Below are 15,886 nucleotides of genomic sequence, written 5' to 3'. Positions count from 1 at the left end.
ACTGTTTATTAACTACCGGTTTTACTATTAGGTCGCTCAACAGCTTGTAGCTTTGAGTTTTCATCCGCTTTATCAGCTTCTTTGTTATCGCCATTAACTAGATCATTTGTGGCTTTTTTAAATTCCTTAAGAGTTGAACCAAAAGCTCGTCCAATTTCAGGAAGCTTTGAAGGTCCGAAAATAATTAGTGCAATGACTAGAATAAGAATTAATCCGGGAATACCAATATTTTGTAGCATCTATCTTCCTCCAATTATCATTAGCTCAATTTTATTCCGTGGCGCTCAAATGCTGCTGCTTCTAGAACAGACATACCTTGTGCCTCGGCAGCCTTAGCAATTGTTTCTGAAAGTTTCGGTGCAAGGTTCGCAGGAGCAGCATAGGACATTTCTCTTGCGCGTGCTGCGTTTCTGCGTTGGAATGGTCCCCAAATAGCAAAGGTCATACCAGGATCTTGAATATTGACAAAAAGTGTGTTTCCATCTGGTGAGAAGATTGGTCCGGCAAATTCAGCATCATTGAAACGGTTTGCTGCAAAAGGATAAACCTTGCCTTCTGGAGTAATTCCCATAATGCGATCTTGTCCACTTCCATCTTCTACGAACCAAAGATCACCCCAAGGAGTACAGCAGATATTATCTGGATATTCCATTTTTTGTGCATCATTTCCTTCATAGAAAAGCTCCAATGTATTAGTATGAGGAACGTAACGGTAAACACGTCCAAGTTTCTTATCACCAGCAGAGGTATCATCAAACCAGAAAACACCCTCTTGGAAGAAAGCACCCTCAAGTCTACTGAATTCGATGCAGTTTTGTTCCTTAGCTTCCTCGCGGCACCAATGAGGATCTACTTCCTTCCATACAAGCTTAAATGTTTGTCCTGTTTTAAAGCTGCTTGCTGATGGATCAGTTACAGCTTCAATTGCTGCTGCATATAGGGTACCGCCTTTTTGTAATGATCCTGGTTTTTGGCTTAAGTCATTAGGTATAAAACGATAGAGGTAGCTTGGGCTTGCATCTTCGGTTAAGTAAACATATCCTGTTGAAGGGTCGATCGCACAAGCTTCGTGAGAAAAGCGACCCATTTCCTTGATTGGCGTTTTGGATAAGTCGTTTTCTGGTTGAAGTGGGTCAACCTCAAATACATATCCGTGGCCTTCGGAACGGTTTTCTTCACATGTTAACCAAGTGCCCCAAGGCGTCGCTCCTCCTGCACAGTTTCGGATTGTTCCTGAAGATGTAACATATTCCTTCCTAACTTCGCGATTTGGGCCTACAACGAGAGCTGATGTCCCACCTTGAGCGATAGGGTCATAAGGATTTTTCCCAAATGCTGGACCTCCCGATAACTCATGATTTCGAACAAGAATTGTTGTATTGTTCGGACCTTCAAATGCAGCCATTCCATCGAATTTTCCAGGAATAACTGTTCCGTCTGTCATTAACTCGCCTTGTCTGGAAATAATTTTGTAATGAAAACCTCTTGGTAAATCAAGAATTCCATTTGGATCTGGAAGTAAATCTCCATAACCACCAAATCCGGATGTAGGGTTTCCTTTTCCTTTTCCTTTAGCTTGGGTTGTTGTAGCACCTACAGATAGTAACCCAGTAGTTCCTAGAGACAATGCTACTGTACTCATTCCTCCAACCTTTAGAAAATCGCGACGATTCATACTTTTAAATTCTTTGTTTTCGGTCATCTGAGATTCCCTCCCCATAATTTTGGAGTCAGTTCATTGTTGTGTGTCTATGTACAAACTATCAGTCTTACGTAAACGGAATGTGAAAATTATGTAAATAATTGATGAATTCTGAAAAATGGTAAAAAAGAACCGTATCTATACAAGTGTGTTAATAGTCATAGATACGGCGGCCTATTTATTTAGGTAATAAAGAGAGGATATCTTGTGGAAACGTAGCTTCTACTTTAATAGATTTGTGTGAGATAGGATGAGTTAAAGATATCATTGCAGCATGCAAAGCCTGTCGTTGTAAGAGTTTTTTGTCTCCACCATAAAGGGTATCTCCAATGATTGGATGACCTATTGAACTTAAATGAACGCGGATTTGATGAGTTCTTCCAGTTTCAAGTTGCAGTGATACAACGGACAAGTTTTTCTTTTGGTCATAATGTTCTGTGTGATAGTGTGTTACAGCACTTTGTCCCTTTGGTGAAACTCTTCTTCGAGTAGGATGATGGCGATCCTTGCCAATAGGCTTTTTGATCACACCATTTGGTGGAGATAATCTCCCATTTACAATAGAAATATATGTGCGTTTAATCTTTTTAGTCTGAAGCTCTTGATCTAATAGAGAATGGGCTAAGTCATTCTTAGCAAATACAACTGCACCAGAGGTATCTCTGTCAAGACGATGAATATGTCTTACTCTTATTTTGAGTCCACATGTTTGATAATAGTAAGCTACCCCATTCGCCAAAGTGCCCCTTTGATTTGCCTCATTGGGATGTGTATCAATTCCAGCGGGTTTATTAACAATCAGTAGGTGATCATCTTCATAAAGAACCTTTATTGCATGATCCTCTGGTATGACCCCGTAATCTTCTTCCTTAAATATATGTAAGCATAATTGATCATCTTGGATGAGTTGATGATTCACATCTGCTTTATGATTATTTTTCATAATAGCTGATGTGTTGTTCCACTTTTGAATCAGAGCTTTTGAAGCACCAAGCTTTTGCGTTAATATGTGGAAAACAGTATTGTTTGCCCAGTCTACTGGGATGTTTATTTCGAGCCATTCACCGACACGTTTCATGAAGGTCACCATTCCTTTATTGCATGTTTTGTGTAAAGAAAAGTATACAGAACAATGAATGGATGTACAATCTAGTTCCGGTAACACTTACCTCTAAAATGTTGTTATAGACTATGGTATGCTTATTACAGCTAATAAAAGGTTAATAGGAGAAAAAGGGTGATATAAGTGAAGGTTGTTGTGGCGTCAACGGACGAGCAAGAAAACCACATAGCGGAGTTAGTTGAACAACTGTATACCGAAATTTTTCCGAGGTTCTTTCCAGATGATGAAATTTTCGAGTTAAAAAAACTAAAAGTGCTTCAGCCGCAAGCATCTGATCAGGTATACAATGGGACATTAAAGGATGCATTTCAAATTATTTCAAGCCTTCAAGCATTGATTGCCGTTCTTGACTTAATTAATGATTGTAAAGATGAAAAAGAATATGAAGAAATGTTTGAGCGGAATAGCCAGAACTTAAATGAATATGGTTATTTCTTTCCTTTGTCCTTTTCTCAATTTAAACATGCTGAGAGTAGGGAAGGGAAATTTAGTCAATTCATTAAGCCGGCTAATCACTTCATGATCTAGCTAGTTGAAAAAAGCACGGAATCACATTTGATGTGTGATTCCGTGCTTTTTTATTACTCAGCTTTCCAATCATTTAATAATGAACGAAATGCCTCTTCTGTATTTGATCCTTCTGAACGTGCTACTTCTTTACCATCTTGATAATGAACAAGAGTAGGTGTTCCAGTTATATTGTATTGTTGCCATGCGTCTTCAAATTCTAATAAATTCAGTTGGTTGATCTCGACACCAACTTCATCTGCAATTGGCATTAATACAGGGGTAGTTGCTTTACAATGCTCACATAATGGGCTAAAAAAGTAGACAACTGTATCTTCTTTGTTTTCTAACTTCTTTTCCAATTCATCTGGAAGAATTATGTTTTGATAATTAGGGTCATCAAGCTGATCTATTGTTGCGGGATCGAGATCACTCTTTCCATACACATTTCCTTCAGCTTTTTGATTGTTTTGATATGTTGTAACAAATGCTAGTCCACCAAAAAGAATTAAAATAACTGCACCAAAAATAAGAATTTTTTTCATCTTATTTACCTGCTTTCTTTAGAATTAATAAGCTTGTAATAAAAACAATTGTAAAACCGATTAGTGCTAAAAAAGGAATAGTCATAAAACCTAGCCAATTAATATACTCACCTGTACAAGGAACAATTCCGCATGAAACAGAATTTTCTCCTAAAAATGGAACCTTTTGGACTCCATAATGATAAAGAGAGATACAGCCTCCAATTGCAGATAATATAAGTGTATAAAGAGCAATACCTGCATCCTTTTTATAAACACCAATTCCTAAAATAATAACTAAAGGATACATGAAAATTCGTTGATACCAACAAAGCTCACATGGAGTGTATTTTAATATTTCAGAGAAGTAAAGACTACCTAATGTAGCAATAAATGATGCCATCCATGCTATTGATAATAAATTTTCTACTTGTTTTTTAGTAGAGCTCGACATATCATCCCTCATTCACTAATTTATGTACCATTAAATTATAAAGGCTTAGGTAATAGACTGTAAAAGAATTCAACAGAAAAAATGGAAGTAACAGGGTATTTTTTGAATTTTCCTTGAATTCGAGGTATTTTTGTCCTATTTTTTGATTAATGTAAGATGGGTATTCATTATAAAAACTTCTAATTATAATTCCTTTTATCTAATCCATACTAAATTTGAAAGGGAGGGATGAGTCTTGAATACAATTCAAGAGTGTATGACAACAAGTGTTGCAACTGTTTCATCTAATCAAACGATTAAAGAAGCAGCAGAGTTAATGAGTCAAAATAATGTTGGTTCTATTCCTGTTGTTGATAATGGTCAATTAAGAGGTATAATTACGGACCGTGACATTACTCTTCGCTCAACTGCTGAGGGACTTGATAGCAATACATTAGTTTCTCAAGTCATGTCAACAAACCTTGTATCAGGTCACACGAGCATGTCAACTGAAGAAGCTGCAAAGGTAATGGCTCAACATCAAATCCGTCGACTTCCAATTGTTGAAAATAATCAATTAGTTGGGATTGTTGCATTAGGTGATTTGGCAACAAATCAAATGTCCGATGAAGCAGCTGGACATGCCTTAACGAATATCTCTGAACCGAATAAAACAAATTAAGAAGAAAAGGCCGACTATGTTGGCCTTTTTTAATAGGGTTATGAAAAGGATCATCATATTCCGAATAAAGTATAAAATATTAAACATAAGCTAAAAAGATTAATTATGTTTTTAGAAAGAAAATAAAGGGTAATAGTTACTATTAGATATGTTCATGCAAATATAAAAAAGGAGTCACAATATGTCCGAAAAGCTAGATTTATCCAAATTCGAAAAGAAGATGATTATACGAAATATTGAGGAAAGTGACATAGATGCGATCATCAAGCTTCAATCGAAGTGCTTTCCTGGGATGGAGCCATGGAAAAGAGAACATTTAGAAAGTCATCTGGACCATTTTCCAGATGGTCAATTCTGTGCTGAATTTGAAGGGAAAATCATCGGATCATGCTCGAGTTTATTATTGAATTTTGATGAATATGATGACCGACATACATGGGATGACATAACTGATAATGGTTATATCACGAACCATGATCCTGACGGCTATAATATGTATGGAATTGAAGTAATGGTACATCCCGATTACAGACGTATGAAAATTGGTCATCGTTTATATGAGGCAAGAAAAGATCTTGCAAGAAGATTAAATTTAAAAAGTATTATTATTGGTGGTAGAATTCCTAATTATTATAAATATGCTGATGAACTTTCACCAAGAGAATATGTTCAGCAGGTTTCCTTACATAAAATTTACGATCCTGTTTTGTCTTTTCAGTTATTAAATGAATTTACACTTATGAGGATTAACCCAAATTATTTATCAGATGATTTGGCTTCATACCAATATGCAACTTTAATGGAATGGAATAATGTTGATTACCAGCCTAATACAAAACGTTTTTATAAAACGTCAAATCCTGTCCGTATTTGTGTTGTCCAATACATGATGAAGCAAATTGATTCCTTTGAAGAATTTGCTAAGCAAGTAGAATATTACACAGATGTAGCCTCAGATGCCGGCTCAGATTTTGCCGTGTTCCCTGAAATTTTCACTACTCAGCTTATGTCTTTCTTAAATGAACGATCACCTAGTAAAGCGATTCAACGGTTAACTGAATTTACAGAAGAGTATATTGAATTGTTCACTGAACTGGCTGTCAGGTACAATATAAACATTATCGGTGGATCACATGTAGTTGAAGAAGAAGGGCGAATTTATAATATTGCTTATCTCTTTAGACGTGATGGAACCATTGAGAAGCAATATAAGCTTCACATTACCCCAAACGAAAGAAAATGGTGGGGAATTAGTCGCGGAGATCAGGTTAAAGTTTTCAACACAGATTGTGGGAAAATTGCCATACAAATTTGCTATGATATCGAATTCCCTGAATTAGCGAGAATTGCTACAGACAAAGGGGCAAAAATAATATTTACTCCTTTCTGTACAGAAGATCGTCAAGGCTACTTGCGAGTTCGTTACTGTGCTCAAGCACGTGCAGTAGAAAATCAAATTTACACAGTTATTGCAGGTACAGTAGGAAATCTTCCGCAAACTGAAAACATGGATATTCAATATGCACAATCTGCCATCTTCGCACCTTCTGACTTTGAATTTGCTCGTGATGGAATTGTTGGTGAATGTAACCCGAATATTGAAATGGTCATTATTGGTGACGTTGACCTTGAGATATTAAGACGTCAACGCCAATCGGGAACAGTTAATCAATTGAAAGATAGAAGAAAAGATATTTATTCGATTAATTATAAGAAGTAATGAAAAGAAGCCAACTCACTTGGGTTGGCTTTTTTGGTATGTGTGTTTGGTTAATCATAAAATATTATTAGACAGAATCTGTCACAAAGGAAATATCGTAACAAAATATAAAACTTAAAAAACCTTAAGTTTTGTTAATTTTGACTTTAACGAAAGTTGTTTTACTATAACTCTAAAGGAATTTTTAAAGGAAATACTCGGAATTTGTAGAAATTCAATTATATCTAAGATATTTTTATATGCTAAAATATAATTGATTTTTACTAAATTTTGAAAAAAACTCCTAGGAGGTAAAAATGAGCTGGGAACAAAACTATCAACGTTGGAATAATAAGCAAGATTTAGATTCGGAACTAAAAAATCTTTTAATTAGTATGGAAGGTAATGAAAAGGCTTTAGAAGATTGCTTTTATAAAGATTTAGAATTTGGTACAGGCGGTATGCGTGGTGAAATTGGACCAGGTACAAACCGTATGAATATATATACAGTGCGTAAAGCATCTGAAGGTTTAGCAACTTACATAGAAACATTTGGTGAGGAGGCAAAAAAACGAGGTGTAGCGATTGCTTACGACTCTCGTCATAAATCACCAGAATTTGCAATGGAGGCTGCAAAAACATTAGCTTCTCATGGTATACAAACATATGTATTTGAAGAATTGCGTCCAACTCCTGAGCTTTCATTTGCGGTTCGCCATTTACATGCTTTTTCAGGAATTGTTGTTACAGCCAGCCACAATCCTCCAGAATATAACGGATATAAAGTGTATGGAGAAGATGGAGGCCAATTGCCACCGGCTGCAGCAGATACAGTTATTTCATATGTAAACAAAGTGGAAGATGAATTACTCATAAATGTAAAAGATGAAGACGAGTTAAAAGCACAAGGTCTGATCAAAATGCTTGGTGAAGAAATAGACCAAGCTTATACAGAAAAATTAACGACTATCTCTGTCAATCCAGAGCTTTCTATAGAAGTAGATGTGAAGGTTGTGTTCACACCATTACATGGAACGGCTAATAAGCCGGTTAGAAGCGGTTTGAAGGCACTAGGATATCAAAATGTGACAGTTGTTAAGGAGCAGGAATTACCAGATCCAAACTTTTCGACTGTTAAATCTCCAAATCCAGAGGAGCATGATGCCTTTACTTTAGCTATTAGAGACGGTGAATCCATCGATGCTGATGTTTTAATTGGGACAGACCCAGATGCAGATCGCCTTGGGGTTGCTGTGAAAAATAATGATGGAGAATATGTTGTGCTTACTGGAAATCAAACAGGTGCATTGCTTCTTCATTATTTACTCTCTCAGAAAAAAGGCAATGGAACACTTCCGAGTAATGGGGTTGTGTTAAAAACAATTGTAACTTCAGAAATTGGTCGTGATATCGCGACATCTTTCGGTCTTGACACAATTGATACATTGACTGGTTTCAAATTCATTGGGGAAAAAATCAATGAATATGAACGAACAGGTCAATATGAATTTCAATTCGGATATGAAGAAAGCTATGGCTATTTAATTGGGGATTTTGCACGTGATAAAGATGCAGTACAGGCAGCATTATTATCGGTTGAAGTAGCTGCTTTCTATAAGAAAAAAGGTCTCACTTTGTATCAAGGTCTACTAGAAATCTTCAAGGAGTATGGCTATTACAAAGAAGGCTTACAATCACTTACATTAAAAGGAAAAGAAGGAGCAGAGCAGATTCAAAGTATCCTTCAATCGTTTAGATCAAATCCTCCAACTGAAGTTGCTGGTAAGAAAATTGTTACCATTGAGGATTATAAATCAAGTGAACGTCAAAATGTTACTGCTAATGCAACCGAAAAAATTAATTTACCAGGCTCAAATGTATTAAAGTACATTCTTGATGATAATTCATGGTTCTGTGTTCGACCATCTGGTACTGAGCCAAAAGCTAAATTCTACTTTGGGGTTAAGTGTGAAACACTTGAGCAAAGTGAACAGCAATTAGCCGCTTTAGAAGCTGGTGTAATGGAAAAAGTAAATGATTTAATTGCTACTCTAAGTAAATAGTCAGCAGGCGGACAACATTAGTTGTCCGCTTTCTTTCGTTTTTTATACTCCGAAGGTCGTAGAAAAATTCATACAGATAGAGAAGGTCGTAGCAGCTAAGATGTTGCTATAATAAAATTAAGAAAAGGATTACGGGAGAAGAGATATGAGGGGAAAAGATAATCGAATCCATGAGTTAAATACATTAAAAACAATAGCTGAGAAACTAAACGAAGCAACAGATGTTGAGGAAATGTTGAGCGACGTGTTAAGAGAGTTACTCGATGTGACAGAGCTACCGACTGGGTGGATATTTTTAATAGATGAAAAAGGTCATTATGAATTAGCAGCTGATTATGCTTTACCTGCTGCATTGATGAGGGAGCAAAAGAGACCGATGTGTCAGGGAGGCTGCTGGTGTCTTGATCAGTATCAGGATGGAAGGTTGAAGAAAGCTGTTAATATCATCTCATGTAAACGTATTGAAGAAGCAATCGAACACAAATGGGGAAATACAATGGGAATTACACATCATGCAACAGTGCCTTTACGGGCAGGAAACGAAAAATTTGGTGTTCTAAATGTAGCCTCTCCTCATAAAAAGAAGTTTACAGAAGAAGAGTTGGCGTTGTTGGAGTCAGTTGCTTTTCAAATTGGGACAGCGATGAAGCGGATACAGCTTGTTGAGAAAGAAAGATCTCATGCATTAACTGAGGAGAGAAATAGACTTGCTCAAGATTTACATGATTCAGTTAATCAACTATTATTTTCGATTATGTTAACAGCACGCGGAACAAAGGAGATGACGGAGCAAGAAGATGTGAAAGAAATGTTGACCTATATGCAGGAGCTCTCTCAAGAAGCTTTAACTGAAATGAAAGGCCTCATCTGGCAACTTAGGCCACAGGGGTTAGAAAATGGTATTACGGCTGCATTATGCAATTATGCAAATGTATTAGGATTAAAGCTTGAATGCAATATTGAAGGTGTATGTACACTTCCAAATCATATAGAAGAAGAGTTATGGAGGATCGGGCAAGAGGCATTAAATAACTGTAAAAAGCATGCTGAAACAAATGAAATCAGCTTTGAGCTAAGTAAAACAGAATCTACTGTGATGATGGTAGTTGAGGATAACGGAAGAGGTTTTCATTACGATGAGAGCACTTCAATTCCCTCTTTAGGGCTAAAAGGGATGAGAGAAAGAGTAACAAAATTAAAAGGGCGATTCTCATTACAAAGCACACTAGGCATTGGCACGAAGATTGAAATTAACATTCCGTTAAAATGAGAGGTTTAGAAAATGACGAAAATAAAAGTGGTTATTGCAGATGATCATCATATGGTACGAAGAGGATTGCTCTTTTTTCTTAAAACGCAACAAGATATAGAGGTAATAGGTGAGGCGAAAAATGGTCAGGAAGCGGTGGAAATGGTTTCAAAGCTAAATCCTGATGTTGTATTAATGGATCTATCGATGCCGGTTATGGATGGAGTGATGGCAACAAAAGCAATAAGAGAAGCCGGTCATGCAGTTAAAATTATCATCCTAACTAGCTATGCAGATCAAGATCATGTCATTCCCGCAATTCGTGCTGGAGCATCTGGTTATCAATTAAAAGATATTGAGCCGGATGAACTTGTCCAAACAATACGAGATGTATTAAAGGGAGAAAGTAAGTTGCATCAAAAGGTAACGTCACATGTCATAACACATCTCTCCGGGTTAAATTCAAGTCAACAAACAAAGCTGGATGAATTAACAAGACGAGAGAAGGAAGTTTTGAACGAGCTCGCAAAAGGGAAAAGCAATAAAGAAATAGCAAGTGCATTGTATATTACCGAAAAAACAGTTAAAACGCATATATCAAATATTCTCTCAAAATTACAGCTTTCTGATCGGACTCAAGCAGCTATTTATGCTGTGAAAAATGGATACTTAGAAAAAGATTAAAGGAGTAGATTAACATGGATTTGTTAGTGTTGAATGGTGGGCCAAGAAAAACTGGAAGAACGAAAATGGCCGCATCTTTTATAGAGAAAACATACAATGCCAATACGTTTGATTTAAGTGAAAAAGAACTGCCACTATTTAATGGAGACGAATCTCGTGCTCAGCTTCAAGTGATTCAGGAATTAAAAAAAGCTGTCTCTGACGCAGATGCTGTTGTTCTACTATCACCAGAGTATCATAACGGAATGAGCGGAGCTTTAAAGAATGCCCTAGATTTTTTAAGTAGTGAACAGTTTTCCAATAAGCCTGTTGCAATCATATCAGTAGCAGGTGGTGGCAAGGGAGGAATCAACGCTTTAAATAACATGAGAACAGTCATGAGAGGTGTATATGCACATGTGATTCCAAAACAAGTGGTCCTCGATCCTCATTGTTTTAATTATGATCAAAAAGGCTTGGTCGAGGAATCAGCTACACTTGTTCACTCATTAATAAAAGAATTAATGTTATACACAGAAGCATTTCAAAAAATTAGTTAATAAAAAAGACTGACTAAGGATTGTATAGACGATACTATCCTAGTCAGTCTTTTTTTACTGTGAAAATTCTAATTCAGGTTCTTCCTCGACAGCGTGATCGATATATCTTAACAATGAATAAAGCTGTTTTTCAACTTCTGTATAGTCATGTTCAAAATTATAGGCATGTAGAAAATGCTCAATTTTTTTTGACAAAAAATCATCTTTAGTACGGACCATAAGAATAAGCAAGTTATCCCATTGTGAACGATGTGTGTAATATAATGCTTTATCATAATCTACACTGTTCATTTTTTATAATCCCTCCTTCTTAAGGAGATAAGATTATTGTATGTGATAAGAGCTTTTTTTTACTGTGTAAAACTTGGTGTTGTTGTCATAGAGCCTATGGAAGTCATTACCCTTATAAAAAGAAATTAAAGAGGAAACCTAAGGCGAAAAAGGGGGTAAAAATGGTAAAGAAAGTAATAGTCTTTTTGGTTATTTTCCTCTTCGTACAGAATGTGAAAGCCGAAGAGACTGAAATGTATACATATAAATCAATGAAAACTGAGATGTTAGAACTTTCTAAACGATATGGGCTAGAAGTAAAAGAATTTGGACATTCAGAATTTGGGCGAGACCTCCTTGCTATAAAAGTTGGTAAAGGAAAGAGGTCTATCTTAATAACAGGAAGTCATCATGGTCGAGAGTGGCTCTCAACACATATCATTATGGCAATGATTAAGGAATATGCAATTGCTTATAAGCAAAAGCAAACATTTCTTGGGCATAATCTGAATATATTAGATGATGTATCGATATGGTTTGTCCCGATGGTTAATCCAGATGGAGTGACCATACAGCAGCAGGGGATTGATCACTTTCCGTTTCTTCTTCAGGAAATATTCGTTGATATGAACGAAGGTGAAAGAAATTTTTTAAGATGGAAAGCCAACGCACTTGGAGTGGACTTAAATAGACAATATCCTGCTGGGTGGGAGAATATTAAAGGTGATACAGGTTATGCTTCTTATTCTCACTACAAAGGGAAAAAACCTTTTGAAGCAAAAGAGACTAGGGCGCTAGTGGATTTTACCGAGGAAATCCAGCCTCTTACATCAGCTGCATATCATACTTCAGGACGTGAGCTTTATTGGTACTATTATAATGAGTTAAGCAATCTTCAAAGAGATCATGAATTAGTTGATAAAATTGCAAAAAAAACAGGATATGAAGTTTCTTACCCACCTTTTAATGCAATCGGGGGTGGGTATACAGATTGGTTTATTCAAACATATCAAAGACCTGCACTCACGATTGAGCTCAGTTATCTAGTTAAAGAAACAAACCCTCCATTATCAGTGTTTTTAGAGGAATGGAAGAGAAACAAAGAAGTTGCATTAATTATGTGTGAGTTTGCAAAAGAAGAATTAGTCGAAAAATAATAACCTGCGAATATGAAAAGTGAAAAAGGGGACATTAATAAAAAATGTTCTATGGAGGAAAAAATGAAGAAAAATTCTCTGTCTAAACTCTTAATTACATTTGTAGCATTATTTATAGTACTAACAGCAGGAATGAAAGCATATGGAGAACCAAATCCGGATGAAACTGACTACAAAAAATGGAGTCAAATTGCAGTTTCCTCTGTAAAAGAAAAATACCCCGATGCTGAACTAACTGATTATAAATATGTGGGGCGTAAGGAAGTTAACGAAAATGAAACAAGGGATACATTTCATATTAAATGTACTCAAAAAAACAGATCATTTATTGTAAAAGCTGATGTTGTGTTCAATCCAACAAACGGAAAGCTTATTACTGTTAATATAGAAGAACTTAGAGAAGGTGGACTTTAATCGTCACCTTCTCCTTATTTATTTAATGAAAAGTAACTTAACAGAGCAGACTGATTTTTGGAAACATCTGCTAAAGTATATTGATCTAAGACTTCCAAGTATGCTTGAAGTGCCTTATTTAAAACATGTTTAAGTCCGCATGCCGGTGAAATAACACATTGATTATTTTCCTTATCAAAGCATTCAACAAGATGAAAGTCTTCCTCAGTTTTGCGTACAATTTCACCTATATTTATTTCCTCAGGTAATTTTGCTAATCGAATTCCACCATTTCTACCGCGGATCGTTTCAATTACATTCATTTTTCCAAGCTCATATGTTACCTTCATTAAATGGTTTTTAGAAATATTATAAATCTCTGCAATTTCTTTGATGTTAGAGAGTTCTTCCTTTGGTTTTGTTGCTAAATATACTAGGACTCTTAATGAGTAATCTGTATAAAGAGTTAAGCGCATTTATATAACCTCACAGTTTTTAATGTAGAACCAAGTTATGTTGATTATATTGCTATATTATCACAACTTTATTTCTGCGCACGAAATATGTTCGAAAATGTGACAGCTTTTTAAAAGATGCATCTAAAATATTGCTTTAAGAGAGGGAGGTAACCTATGATAAAGATGTATTTAAAATACTACTTTAGAGGTGGATAAAATGTTATCCAATAAAACAATTGAAATTGTCAAATCAACAGCAACTGTTCTAGCTGATCGAGGAACAGAGATTACAACTCATTTTTATAACAGTTTATTTAATGATTACCCAGAGCTATTAAATATTTTTAACCACGCAAATCAAAAGCAAGGAAGACAACAAGCAGCTCTTGCAAACACAGTTTATGCAGCAGCTACATATATCGATCAATTAGAAGTACTTTTACCAGCTGTAAAGCAAATTGCTCATAAACATAGAAGCTTAAATGTAAAGAAGGAACATTATCCAATCGTAGGAGAATATTTATTAAAGGCAATCAAAGAGGTGTTAGGAGATGTGGCTACACCAGAAATCATTGAGGCATGGGGAGAAGCTTATCATGTGATTGCTCAAGTATTTATTGATGTGGAGCAGGAAAAGTATGTTCAAGCAAAAGAAGAAGCATGGGATGAATTCAGACCATTCCGTGTAGTAAATAAAGTAAAAGAAAGCTCACTTATTACCTCTTTTTATTTAGAGCCGGTTGATGGTTCAAAAGTTCCGAATTTTATTCCAGGACAATTTGTGACAGTCCGCCTTGCTATCCCAGGTGAAAAATATCTTTTTAACAGACAATACAGCTTATCTGATGCACCTGGTAAAAATAGATTCAGAATCTCTGTTAAAAGAGAAAGAGACCATGTCAAAGAAGATGGAACGGTATCTAACTATTTGCATGATTTCATAAACATAAATGACGAAATTGAATTAACAGCTCCAGCCGGTGATTTTGTACTAGAAGATCAAAAGAATCAAACAGTTTATTTAATAAGTGGTGGTGTTGGGGTTACACCAATGATGAGTATGCTAAACTATTTGGCTGATTCTCAATCTGAAAGAGAAGTAACATTTATACATGCAGCAAAAGATGGAGAAGTTCATGCTTTCGCCGAGGAAACACAAAAAAGCATTCAGTCTTTAGCAAATGCGAAGGAATATATAATATACGAAACGCCGAATGAGCAAGATCTTAAGAATCAAAACTTTGTAGCAAAAGGGTATATTAATGCAGAGCTTCTGAATAAATTAATAGATAAAAAGGGAGCTTTTTATATCTGTGGTCCGGTAGCTTTCATGAAAAATGTGATTGGATATCTAGAAAATATTGGCGTTGAAACAGAAAATATTCATTATGAATTTTTTGGTCCATCGGTTAGTTTGAAGGATTATCAGAATGTTTGAAATGTGAAATAAAACAAACCTTTTCATGTTTTCCCTCTTAAGTACATACATTTAAGATAACAAAAGCTTAGGGGGGAGACTATGAAAGAAACTGATCAAAAGGCCCTGGAATATGCAATTTCAGAAATTACCGAGGTTGCTAAAGGCTTTGGACTTGATTTTTATCCAATGAGATATGAGATTTGCCCTGCTGATATTATTTATACATTCGGTGCTTATGGTATGCCAACAAGATTTTCACACTGGAGCTTTGGGAAGCAATTTCATAAAATGAAGCTTCAATATGATTTAGGTTTAAGTAAAATTTATGAACTTGTCATAAACTCAGACCCATGCTATGCCTTCCTATTAGATACGAACTCCCTTATTCAGAACAAATTAATTGTTGCCCACGTTTTAGCTCATTGTGACTTCTTTAAAAATAATTCTCGATTCAGCAATACAAAAAGGGAAATGGTTGAGAGTATGTCAGCCACTGCAGAACGAATTAAGCATTATGAAATCCTATACGGTAGACATGAAGTTGAGACATTCTTGGATGCAGTCCTTTCCATTCAAGAGCATATTGATCCATCACTTGTTCGACCAAAACTTTCTTGGTCCATTGATGATATTGAATTTGATGAGACTGAAGAGGAAAAAGCAGCAACACCTTATGATGACTTATGGAATCTTGATAAAAAGCAAGAAAAAAAGATTGTCTCCAAAAAGAAAAGAAAGAAGCTTCCGCCATCTCCCGAAAAAGACATTCTTTTATTCATTGAAGAATATAGCCGGGAGTTAGAAGATTGGCAGCGTGATATTTTAACAATGATGCGTGAAGAAATGCTTTATTTTTGGCCTCAATTAGAAACGAAGATCATGAACGAAGGCTGGGCTTCGTATTGGCATCAACGTATTATCCGAGAGCTGGATCTTACTTCTGATGAAGCAGTAGAGTTCGCAAAGCTGAATGCTGGTGTTGT

General features: G+C 35.8%; 18 protein-coding genes. 11 read left to right on the top strand and 7 right to left on the bottom strand.

Annotated features, from left to right (window positions below):
- Positions 1-8 precede the first annotated feature (8 nt).
- The 3 genes from tatA to COD11_RS20115 all read right to left on the bottom strand — a co-directional run bounded on the left by tatA (position 9) and on the right by COD11_RS20115 (position 2,780).
- Entirely contained in the window at positions 9-239 is a 231-nt protein-coding gene (gene tatA / locus COD11_RS20125) for a twin-arginine translocase TatA/TatE family subunit (protein WP_098798657.1), read from the bottom strand.
- A gap of 20 nt (positions 240-259) precedes the next feature.
- Positions 260-1,702, bottom strand: a complete 1,443-nt coding sequence (locus tag COD11_RS20120; protein WP_098798656.1) for an alkaline phosphatase PhoX — start codon at positions 1,700-1,702, stop codon at positions 260-262.
- A 178-nt stretch (positions 1,703-1,880) separates the two neighbouring features.
- Positions 1,881-2,780, bottom strand: coding sequence for an RluA family pseudouridine synthase (locus tag COD11_RS20115; protein WP_098798655.1), 900 nt, complete (start codon positions 2,778-2,780; stop codon positions 1,881-1,883).
- 168 nt (positions 2,781-2,948) lie between these two features.
- On the opposite strand from COD11_RS20115, the gene COD11_RS20110 reads away from it, so the two are divergent.
- Entirely contained in the window at positions 2,949-3,353 is a 405-nt protein-coding gene (locus tag COD11_RS20110) for a DUF5365 family protein (protein WP_098798654.1), read from the top strand.
- A 53-nt stretch (positions 3,354-3,406) separates the two neighbouring features.
- On the opposite strand, the gene COD11_RS20105 is transcribed toward COD11_RS20110, so the two are convergent.
- On the bottom strand, positions 3,407-3,877 hold the full coding sequence (locus COD11_RS20105; protein ID WP_098798653.1) for a thioredoxin family protein: 471 nt from the start codon (positions 3,875-3,877) through the stop codon (positions 3,407-3,409).
- 1 nt (position 3,878) lies between these two features.
- Positions 3,879-4,310: a disulfide oxidoreductase gene (locus COD11_RS20100; protein ID WP_098798652.1), complete on the bottom strand. Its 432-nt coding sequence runs from the start codon at positions 4,308-4,310 to the stop codon at positions 3,879-3,881.
- Between the two features lie 256 nt (positions 4,311-4,566).
- On the opposite strand from COD11_RS20100, the gene COD11_RS20095 reads away from it, so the two are divergent.
- The 6 genes from COD11_RS20095 to COD11_RS20070 all read left to right on the top strand — a co-directional run bounded on the left by COD11_RS20095 (position 4,567) and on the right by COD11_RS20070 (position 11,205).
- Positions 4,567-4,971, top strand: a complete 405-nt coding sequence (locus COD11_RS20095; protein ID WP_379053218.1) for a CBS domain-containing protein — start codon at positions 4,567-4,569, stop codon at positions 4,969-4,971.
- Between the two features lie 181 nt (positions 4,972-5,152).
- Positions 5,153-6,691, top strand: a complete 1,539-nt coding sequence (locus tag COD11_RS20090; protein WP_098798650.1) for a bifunctional GNAT family N-acetyltransferase/carbon-nitrogen hydrolase family protein — start codon at positions 5,153-5,155, stop codon at positions 6,689-6,691.
- Positions 6,692-6,987: 296 nt separating this feature from the next.
- Positions 6,988-8,733, top strand: coding sequence for a phospho-sugar mutase (locus COD11_RS20085; RefSeq protein WP_098798649.1), 1,746 nt, complete (start codon positions 6,988-6,990; stop codon positions 8,731-8,733).
- A gap of 145 nt (positions 8,734-8,878) precedes the next feature.
- Positions 8,879-10,003 (top strand): GAF domain-containing sensor histidine kinase, encoded by a 1,125-nt coding sequence (locus tag COD11_RS20080; RefSeq protein ID WP_098798648.1) that lies wholly within the window; start codon positions 8,879-8,881, stop codon positions 10,001-10,003.
- A gap of 12 nt (positions 10,004-10,015) precedes the next feature.
- Positions 10,016-10,666 carry a response regulator gene (locus tag COD11_RS20075; RefSeq protein WP_098798647.1) on the top strand — a complete coding sequence of 217 codons (651 nt, stop codon included), beginning with the start codon at positions 10,016-10,018 and terminating at the stop codon, positions 10,664-10,666.
- Positions 10,667-10,680: 14 nt separating this feature from the next.
- The gene (locus COD11_RS20070; RefSeq protein ID WP_098798646.1) at positions 10,681-11,205 is read left to right on the top strand and encodes an NADPH-dependent FMN reductase; all 525 of its coding nucleotides are present in this window, start codon (positions 10,681-10,683) and stop codon (positions 11,203-11,205) included.
- A 54-nt stretch (positions 11,206-11,259) separates the two neighbouring features.
- On the opposite strand, the gene COD11_RS20065 is transcribed toward COD11_RS20070, so the two are convergent.
- A complete protein-coding gene (locus tag COD11_RS20065; protein ID WP_098798645.1) occupies positions 11,260-11,496 on the bottom strand; it encodes a YhdB family protein in 237 nt (78 codons plus the stop codon).
- Between the two features lie 161 nt (positions 11,497-11,657).
- Between COD11_RS20065 and COD11_RS20060 the strand changes: the two genes are divergently transcribed.
- Both COD11_RS20060 and COD11_RS20055 read left to right on the top strand, forming a co-directional pair.
- Positions 11,658-12,632, top strand: a complete 975-nt coding sequence (locus COD11_RS20060) for a M14 family metallopeptidase (RefSeq protein WP_098798644.1) — start codon at positions 11,658-11,660, stop codon at positions 12,630-12,632.
- A gap of 63 nt (positions 12,633-12,695) precedes the next feature.
- Positions 12,696-13,046 (top strand): DUF3889 domain-containing protein, encoded by a 351-nt coding sequence (locus COD11_RS20055; RefSeq protein ID WP_176551164.1) that lies wholly within the window; start codon positions 12,696-12,698, stop codon positions 13,044-13,046.
- Positions 13,047-13,060: 14 nt separating this feature from the next.
- Here COD11_RS20055 and COD11_RS20050 read toward each other — a convergent pair whose 3' ends face one another.
- Complete coding sequence (locus COD11_RS20050) at positions 13,061-13,501, bottom strand: RrF2 family transcriptional regulator (RefSeq protein ID WP_098798642.1); 441 nt, start codon at positions 13,499-13,501, stop codon at positions 13,061-13,063.
- Between the two features lie 199 nt (positions 13,502-13,700).
- On the opposite strand from COD11_RS20050, the gene hmpA reads away from it, so the two are divergent.
- Together hmpA and COD11_RS20040 are read left to right on the top strand one after the other, a co-directional pair.
- Positions 13,701-14,921, top strand: a complete 1,221-nt coding sequence (gene hmpA / locus COD11_RS20045) for an NO-inducible flavohemoprotein (RefSeq protein WP_098798641.1) — start codon at positions 13,701-13,703, stop codon at positions 14,919-14,921.
- 81 nt (positions 14,922-15,002) lie between these two features.
- On the top strand, positions 15,003-15,886 hold an 884-nt coding region (locus tag COD11_RS20040; protein ID WP_141549716.1), incomplete at its 3' end, for a SpoVR family protein.

This window comes from Bacillus sp. AFS040349, assembly GCF_002577655.1.
GTDB lineage: Bacteria > Bacillota > Bacilli > Bacillales > Bacillaceae > Metabacillus.
This window is presented reverse-complemented; position numbering and strand designations above follow the sequence as displayed.